4 protein-coding genes and 2 pseudogenes are annotated in these 8,595 nt (G+C 52.6%); 2 read left to right on the top strand and 4 right to left on the bottom strand.

The features are described 5' to 3' along the window. Window positions 1–123 precede the first annotated feature (123 nt). The 4 genes and pseudogenes from QZ506_RS19875 to QZ506_RS19860 all read right to left on the bottom strand — a co-directional run bounded on the left by QZ506_RS19875 (window position 124) and on the right by QZ506_RS19860 (window position 4,999). On the bottom strand, window positions 124–279 hold the full coding sequence (locus QZ506_RS19875; protein WP_291973377.1) for an IS1 family transposase: 156 nt from the start codon (window positions 277–279) through the stop codon (window positions 124–126). Beyond that, window positions 239–343: pseudogene (locus QZ506_RS19870) on the bottom strand (IS1 family transposase); the annotation flags it as partial. The gene QZ506_RS19875 and the pseudogene QZ506_RS19870, both read right to left, overlap by 41 nt. A gap of 299 nt (window positions 344–642) precedes the next feature. Beyond that, window positions 643–3,789, bottom strand: coding sequence for an efflux RND transporter permease subunit (locus QZ506_RS19865; RefSeq protein WP_291973375.1), 3,147 nt, complete (start codon window positions 3,787–3,789; stop codon window positions 643–645). 16 nt (window positions 3,790–3,805) lie between these two features. Then, a complete protein-coding gene (locus QZ506_RS19860) occupies window positions 3,806–4,999 on the bottom strand; it encodes an efflux RND transporter periplasmic adaptor subunit (RefSeq protein ID WP_291973373.1) in 1,194 nt (397 codons plus the stop codon). 142 nt (window positions 5,000–5,141) lie between these two features. Here QZ506_RS19860 and acrR point away from each other — a divergent pair, with 142 nt between their 5' ends. Together acrR and QZ506_RS19850 are read left to right on the top strand one after the other, a co-directional pair. Further along, window positions 5,142–5,807 carry a multidrug efflux transporter transcriptional repressor AcrR gene (gene acrR, locus QZ506_RS19855; protein ID WP_291973371.1) on the top strand — a complete coding sequence of 222 codons (666 nt, stop codon included), beginning with the start codon at window positions 5,142–5,144 and terminating at the stop codon, window positions 5,805–5,807. A gap of 126 nt (window positions 5,808–5,933) precedes the next feature. Continuing rightward, a pseudogene (locus QZ506_RS19850) lies at window positions 5,934–8,454 on the top strand (mechanosensitive channel MscK); the annotation flags it as partial. Between the last annotated feature and the right edge of the window lie 141 nt (window positions 8,455–8,595).

Genomic DNA, 8,595 nt, shown 5'->3' with positions numbered 1-8,595 from the left:
GCGCTGCTTGAGGGCCTTGTTATAAGAGGGCCAGTTGGTGATTTTAAAATTTTGTTTTGCCATGGAGACCTGATTTTGAAACAACTGTGGTGATCTGCTCCGATGATTACCCAAAAGTTCTATTTATTCAACAAAGCCTGTCAGATGTGCACGCTCAATACGGTGTGTATACAGCTTGCTAACAATGTGTTTTACTTTTGGAAGTTCGTCGTTGTAAGCCCTGTAGCCATCCGTGTTTGCATGACTGACGACGGTAACGCTGGTGGCCACTTTTGCCATAACCGTGTTTTTTCACAGGAGATGTCTGTTCACAAAACGGGCACCTTACATCAACTTTAGCCACTGTATTCCACATCCAAAACCGGACATTTCACACTGCAATCAACATATTGAATACACGAACTAAAATACTCATCAGCAGTGATACCGTGAGAGGCTACAGTACGGTAGTGCGGGTGGATATTTGCTTTCATTAAAAACCTCTTTGTTATGTTATAAAATAACTAATTGTGCGCTTCTTCAGACACAAGATCAACCCTCTTGTGTCTGAGGGGGGGGGGGGGACGGAGTGACAGCAGAGCGATGGTTAAAACAGGTAGGCAAAATAAAGGCCGCTTTCGCGGCCTTTGGGGAATAACTCAGTTACGGTTTTTCAACGATATGGCTGTGTTCAATATCTTCATTTTTCTCACTAAAGCGGCGGCGTACCACCACAAAGAAGAAAGGAACAAAGAAGATCGCCAGCACCGTTGCGGTAATCATCCCGCCCATTACGCCGGTACCTACAGCGTTCTGTGCGCCGGAACCTGCACCGGAACTGATTACCAACGGCACTACGCCGAGGATAAAGGCTAACGAGGTCATCAGGATGGGGCGAAAACGCATACGTACTGCATCAAGCGTCGCCTCCACCAGGCCTTTGCCTTCTTTCTCCATGAGGTCTTTGGCGAATTCAACGATAAGAACAGCGTTCTTCGCCGATAGACCAATGGTGGTCAATAGCCCTACCTTGAAGTAGACGTCGTTCTCCAATCCACGCATGGCGGCGGCCAGCAGCGCACCAATGATCCCGAGTGGCACCACCAGCATGACGGAGAAGGGGATAGACCAACTCTCGTACAGTGCGGCCAGACACAGGAACACCACAATCAGCGAAATGGCATACAGTGCTGGTGCCTGGTTACCTGACAGACGTTCCTGATAAGACATCCCGGTCCAGTCGTAACCAATACCTTCCGGCAACTGTTTGGCGAACTCTTCCATCAGTGCCATCGCTTCACCGGTACTCTTACCCGGGGTTGCTTCCCCCTGAATCTGCATGGACGGTTGCCCGTTATAGCGTTCCAGACGTGGTGAACCGTGCGTCCAGTGGCTTTGTGAGAAGGAAGAGAACGGCACCATCTGGTTGTTGCTGCCACGAACATACCAGCGCTCAATATCGCTTGGTAGCATACGGAACGGCGCATCAGCCTGCACATGCACTTTCTTCACACGCCCACGGTCAATAAAGTCATTGACGTAGCTGCCGCCCAGCGCGGTTGCCAGCGTGGCGTTAATATCCGACAGAGATACACCCAGCGCCTGAGCCTTTTCCTGGTCGATATCGATACGGAACTGCGGGGTATCTTCCATGCCGTTTGGACGTACGCCGACCACGGTATCAGGACGCTGTGCGGCCATCCCCAGTAGTTGGTTACGCGCCGCGGTCAGCTTCTCGTGCCCCAGGTTAGCCTGATCCAGCAACTGGAAGTCAAAACCGGTTGCGGTACCCAGCTCAACGATGGCGGGGACGTTAAAGGCGATAACGATCGCTTCCTTGATTTGCGAGAAGGCAGCATTAGCCCGACCGGCAATGGCACCAACCTTGTTTGCAGCTCCGGGACGTTCGCACCAGTCTTTCAGACTGGCGAAGACCAGGCCGGCGTTCTGCCCACGACCGGAGAAACCGAAACCGTTAACGGTAAACACAGAATTAACGTTGTCTTTCTCATTCTCTAGGTAGTGCTTGGTCACACGCTCAAGCACGCGCTCGGTGCTCTCTTGGGTTGCACCAGCGGGCAGTTGCACCATAGTCAAGAGTACGCCCTGGTCTTCTTCCGGCAGGAAGGAGCTTGGCAGACGCATGAAAAGCACTGCGAGGCCAACCACAATCAGCAGGTAGACCACCAGATAACGGCCGGTACTGCGCAAAATATTGGCAACGCTATCGGTGTAATGGGGGGTGCTCTTTTCAAACAGCTTGTTGAACCAACCGAAGAAATCCGTTTTCTCGTGATGGTCGCCCTTCGCGATGGGTTTGAGAAGCGTGGCACAAAGCGCCGGTGTCAGAATCAACGCTACCAGTACAGACAGCACCATCGCGGACACAATGGTGATGGAGAACTGACGGTAAATGGCACCGGTAGAACCGCCCGTGAACGCCATCGGAATAAATACCGCAGACAGTACCAGCGCAATACCGACCAGCGCGCCCTGAATCTGCGACATCGATTTCTTGGTGGCTTCCTTGGGCGGTAGCCCTTCTTCCATCATTACGCGCTCGACGTTCTCCACCACTACGATGGCGTCATCAACCAACAGGCCGATGGCCAGCACCATGGCGAACATGGTTAAGGTGTTAATCGAGTAACCGAAGGCAGAAAGGATGGCAAAGGTGCCTAACAACACCACCGGCACCGCGATCGTCGGTATCAGCGTGGCGCGGAAGTTTTGCAGGAATAGGTACATCACCAGGAACACCAACACGATGGCTTCCGCCAGCGTTTTTACCACTTCGTTAATCGAGATCTTAACGAACGGCGTGGTGTCGTAGGGATAAACCACTTTCAATCCAGCCGGGAAGAACTGCTGTAACTTACCCAACTCGGCTTTAACGGCGGAGGCAGTATCCAGAGCATTGGCACCGGTTGCCAGTTTGATACCGACCCCTGCGGCTGCCTGGCCGTTGTAACGCGCGATAACGCTGTAATCTTCACCACCCAACTCTACGCGAGCGACATCACGCAGGCGCACCTGCGAACCGTCAGCGTTGACGCGCAGCAGAATGTTGGAGAACTCATCGGCAGATTTCAGTCGTGTCTGGGTAATGATAGAAGCATTAAGCTTCTGCCCCGGCAGCGGCGGTGTACCACCCAATTGTCCGGAGGCAATCTGATTGTTCTGCACTTTGATGGCAGCTACCACATCACCAGTGGTCATCTGGAAGCTATTGAGCTTGTTCGGATCCAACCAGATACGCATCGCGTATTGGGCACCAAACAACTGCACACCACCGACACCGTTGGTACGGCTGAGCGGATCTTTGATATTGGCCGCCACATAGTCAGCGATATCCTGCTGCGTCAGTGAACCGTCTTCAGAAATAAAGCCGGCTACCATCAGGAAGCTGCTGCTCGATTTCTGTACGCTTACGCCCTGTTGCTGCACTTCCTGCGGCAACAATGGCATCGCCAGTTGCAGTTTGTTCTGTACCTGAACCTGAGCAATGTCCGGATCCGCTTTCGAGTCAAACGTCAGCGTAATCTGAACTGTACCCGATGAATCACTGCTGGAAGCCATGTAGAGCAGGTTATCGATACCGTTCATGTTCTGTTCGATAACCTGCGTCACGGAGTCTTGCAGTGTAGAAGCATCAGCGCCCGGGTAGTTCGCCGTTATTTCAATGGCTGGTGGTGCAATGGTCGGATATTGGGCGATAGGCAACTTGATAATTGCCAACGCCCCCGCCAGCATCACCATAATGGCGAGTACCCATGCAAAGATGGGACGATCAATAAAAAACTTAGCCATGAATTACAGGCTCCTGTTAAGACTTCGCTGGTTCAGACTGCGCAGGTCTTTCTTCACCATTCCCAGGTGCCGTCTCTTTTGCTCTGACGGGCACGCCCGGTCTGATTTTCTGCAACCCAGTCACGATAAGACGATCGCCTGCTTTAAGGCCGGAGGTCACCAGCCAGTTGCTGCCGATAGCCTGGGCTGTCGTGAGCGTGCGTGTTTCAACCTTGTTACCTTCACCAACAACCATGGCGGTGGCTTCACCGCGCGGATTGCGCGTCACGCCTTGTTGCGGCACCAGCAGCGCGTCATTGTTCACACCTGAATCAAGGCGTGCACGTACAAACATGCCGGGCAGCAAATCATGTTGTGGGTTCGGGAAGATAGCGCGCAGGGTGATAGAACCCGTGGTTTCGTCTACCGTGACATCAGAAAATTCCAGCGTACCGTTTTGTGCATACTCAGTGCCGTTATCCAGCAACAAAAGCACGGTAGCTTTGCCACCGGCTTGTTTCAACGTGCCTTGTTCCGGCTCACGCTTCAGTCGCAAATAGTCATTACTGGATTGCGTCACATCCACATAGATCGGGTCGAGTTGCTGAACGCTGGTCAACGCTGTCGCCTGACCGGAAGCCACCAATGCCCCTTCGGTGACCGTCGATTTACCGACGCGGCCTGAAATAGGGGAGAGCACTTTGGTGTAGTTCAGGTTGATCAGCGCAGAATCCACAGAGGCTTGTGCCGCTTGTACGCTGGCCTCTGCCTGGCGCTGTGTTGCCAATGCCTGATCGTAATCCTGCTTGCTGACATAATTGGTACCAACCAGCGGTTTGTAACGGTTCACCGTCAAGCGAGCGATTTCTGCCTGAGCCTGTGCTTGCGCCAGCGAGCCTTTCGCGCTGTTGTAAGCAGCCTGATAGGTTGCCGGATCAATCTGGTACAGAGAGGTGCCCGCTTTCACGTCGCTCCCTTCGACGAAGTGACGCTTCTGAATAATGCCGCTCACCTGAGGCCGAACCTCGGCAATGCGGAATGCGTTAGTGCGCCCTGGAAGTTCGGTAATCACGTTCAGCGGTTGTGTTTTGAGGGTCACAATGCCGACTTCAGGCGCTTTCTGGCCGCCTTGCTGCTGACCTTCATTTTTATTATCACACCCGGTGAGCGCTAAGCCGCCAGAAAGCATCAGGACTGCCGCCAGAGGCATAAGCCTTCTGTTTTTGTTCATAAATAAACCTCAAGTGTCCGATTTGAATTTGACCAATGGATCACAAGCCCTAAAACCCATTGCTGCGATAATCCTGCAAGCGTGTTATGTTACATACATTCTCGAATGTATGTAAATCACGCTTCCTTTAAAAAACAGCGCCATGGCACGAAAAACCAAACAGCAGGCCCAGGAAACACGACAACACATTATTGATACAGCCTTACGCCTTTTTTCCAAGTTCGGCGTCTCCGCCACGTCGCTGGCGGGTATCGCTGCCGCCGCAGGCGTCACGCGCGGCGCGATTTATTGGCACTTCAAAAACAAGGCTGAGTTGTTTGATGCTATCTGGACGTTGTCCGAGACGAAAATCAACGATTTCGAATCTGAGTATCAGGCAAAATTCCCTGATAATCCACTGCATGTGATGCGTGAGCTACTGATCTATATGCTGCGTTTGACGACGACCGACACCCAGTGGCGCTCGATAATGGAGATCAATTTCCATAAGTGTGAGTTTGTCGGTGAAATGTTACTGTCGTATAACGCACGCAAGGCGCTCTATTTCTCCTGCTATGAACAGATTGAGGATAGCCTCAATCACAGTATTCAACTGGGTTTTCTGCCGTCCGATCTGCATTTGCGTCGTGCCGCAGTGACGTTGCGCGCCTATTTCTACGGTATCCTGGAGAACTGGCTGTTTCTGCCTGAAAGCTTTGATATCCATCAGGAGGCGCCAACCCTGGTAGATAGCTTTATTGATATGCTGCGTTTCAGCCCGGCACTCAGACTGCCGCTCGTCACGCCTGTACAAGAAAACGCCGAGTAAGATTTAATCTGTTATAACACACTGTCCGTTATAATGAATCGTTACTTTTTCGTCAGGTTTGCTCCGTGTGTTAGTGTGCAGGACCGTGATATTCTTCGCCATTCTTTTTATGCCTGACGACGTATCATGTACTGCAAGTCCCTCTCTCGCGGCCTTGATTTCCCGCGTATTCTATCGATTGTTTCCCGCTGCGTTGCCCTTTTAGTGCTATTTTCCATTGGATTTTCTACTGTTGCACAGGCTGCGACCAGTAATGACATTCCCACGCGCAGTGAGATTCAGGGACTGCTGGACGCGCTCGGCAAGCAGAAAAGCCTGACGGAAGCCGATAAGCTGACGCAGCAGGATCTCACGCACACGCTTGAGTCTCTTGATGCCATTGATCGGGTACGCCAGGAGACCGCACAGCTAAAGCAACAGGCGACGCAAGCGCCCGCCAAACTGCGTCATGCGGCAGACGATCTGGCTAAGTTAAGCAATAATGATGTTGCCACGGCGTCGCTTGAGGCGCTCTCGTTGTGCCAATTTGAAACCCGTCTCAATGAATCGCTGGATAACTTACAGTCGGCGCAGGAAAACCTCTCGAATTACAGCAGTCATTTGCTCTCTCTGCAAACCCAGCCGGAACGTGTACAAAGCGCATTAACCGCGTTGTCGCAGCGCAGTCAGCAGATTCGCAACCAGCTCAACGGTGTGGAAGCCGGTCAGAATGCGCTGCGCGCCAGCCAGCAAGCGCTGCTGCAAACCGAGCAGGCCTTGGTGGGGGTGCAAATGGAGCAACAGCGTAAAATCCTAGAAGTGAACACCACGCTGCAAGATTTGCTACAGAAGCTGCGCGACTATGCCTCTGCCCAGATTAATCAGTTAGAGAAAATGGTGCAGGCGTTGCAAGGGGTACTCAACGGCAAACGGCTAACGCTGTCGGAGAAAACCGCCAAAGAGGCGCAAACCTCGGAAGACACGCAGCGCATCTAGGACAACCCGCCGGTGAAGGCGGAGATGGAAAGCAACCACCAACTCAGCCAGCGTCTGGTTGCGGCGACGCAGTCGAGCAATACTTTGGTACAGGAAAGCATTCAGGTGAAGAACTGGCTCGATCGCACCCTGCAATCCGAACGTAACCTTAAAGAGCAGGTCACCGTGCTAAAGGGCAGTTTGTTGCTGTCGCGCATCTTGTATCAGCAGCAACTTAACCTGCCTTCTGCCTCGTCCATGAACGACATGAGTACGCAAATTGCCGATCTTCGTCTGGAGCAGTTTGAGATCAATCAGCAGCGTGATGTGCTGTTTCGTGGTGACGAATACATCAGCAAATTGATGGTGGCCAACAAAGGCGTTGCACTGGATGACGAAGTGCACGATGCGCTGGACCAGATCCTTGATACGCGGCGTGAACTGCTCGACCAGCTTAATAAGCAACTGGGCAACCAACTGATGCTGGCTATTAACCTGCAAATCAACCGTCAGCAGTTGGTCAGCGTCACGGCGTCATTGCAGCATACGCTGACGCAGCAGATTTTCTGGGTCAGCAGTAATAAACCGATGGATTGGGCCCGGCTGAAAGAGTTGCCCGGGGGATTAAAACAACAAGTGCGTCATTCCAATCTGGCTTTCCAGTGGGATGACTGGCGTCAGGGAGCGTTACGGGCGCTAATTTTTATTGTACCGATGCTGCTGGTGAGCGGGCTGATCTATTGGCGGCGGCGTCTTATCGCCGGTTATATCGAGCGCTTGTCGAATGATGTCGGGCAGCTAAAACGGGATTCGCAGCGCCACACGCCGCAAGCCTTGTTATTGGAAACCGTGATGGTGCTGCCGGTGATTATGCTGATCCTCGCGTTTGGTCTGTGCTTTCACTATGCCGAAAACGCCGTCGGGGATGCCGTGTGGGGCATGAGTCAGCAGTTTGCGCTGCTGTGGCTGGTGTTCGGTTTGCTCTATCGGGCGATGAAACCCGGCGGTATCGATGAGCAGCACTTCAATTTTAGCGTTTCACTGGTAGCCCACTACCGCCGTCAGGCGCTGCGTTTGGGTGGCGCGCTGCTGCCGTTGATCTTCTGATCGGTTATCAGCGAGAAAGCACCGCTCTATCTGGTGGATGACGTGATCGGGCAGATTGTGATTTTCTGCAACCTGATCCTGTTGGGCATTCTGTTGTTCCCGCTCTGTCGTGACAGTTGGCGGGAAAAAGAGACACACACTATCCGGTTGATCGTGATTACCGTGATGGCGATCCTTCCGTTGGTCTTACTGGGATTGATGGTGTGCGGCTACTTCTATACCACGCTGCGACTGCTGGTGCGTTGGGTGGAAAGCCTGTATTTGTTACAGGTGTGGAACCTGGTTTATCTGACCACTATCCATGGTTTGAGCGTTGCGGCGCGTCGTCAGAACCTGAATAAAGAAGGGGCTGAGGGCAGCGAATCGGCACCGGAACCGCCGTTGGCGCTGGATCAGATTGGTCAGCAATCGTTGCGTTTGACCACGATGGTGTTGCTGCTGATTTTCTCCGGCGTGCTCTACTGGATTTGGTCCGATTTGGTCCGATTTGGTCACGGTGATGTCCTACCTGGACAGCATTACGCTGTGGCATTACAACGCGACCGTGGCGGGCAACGCCGTATTGCAGGCGGTGACGCTGGGCAATCTGATGGGCTTTGTTGAATAAATAGATATTATGCTGCGTAGCCATAAAGGCTGCGGATTCCCTTGACGTAAAATCAGTATGTTAAATCCAGAGCGTGGTGATGCATCCCGGAGCGATCAGCATTTTAATCCAAAACAGGCG

Origin of the sequence: Candidatus Symbiopectobacterium sp. (genome assembly GCF_020054415.1) — a bacterium.
In the GTDB taxonomy this organism is placed as follows: domain Bacteria; phylum Pseudomonadota; class Gammaproteobacteria; order Enterobacterales; family Enterobacteriaceae; genus Symbiopectobacterium.
Note: the sequence above shows the minus strand (reverse complement) of the source record. Positions and strands in the feature narration are given on the sequence as shown.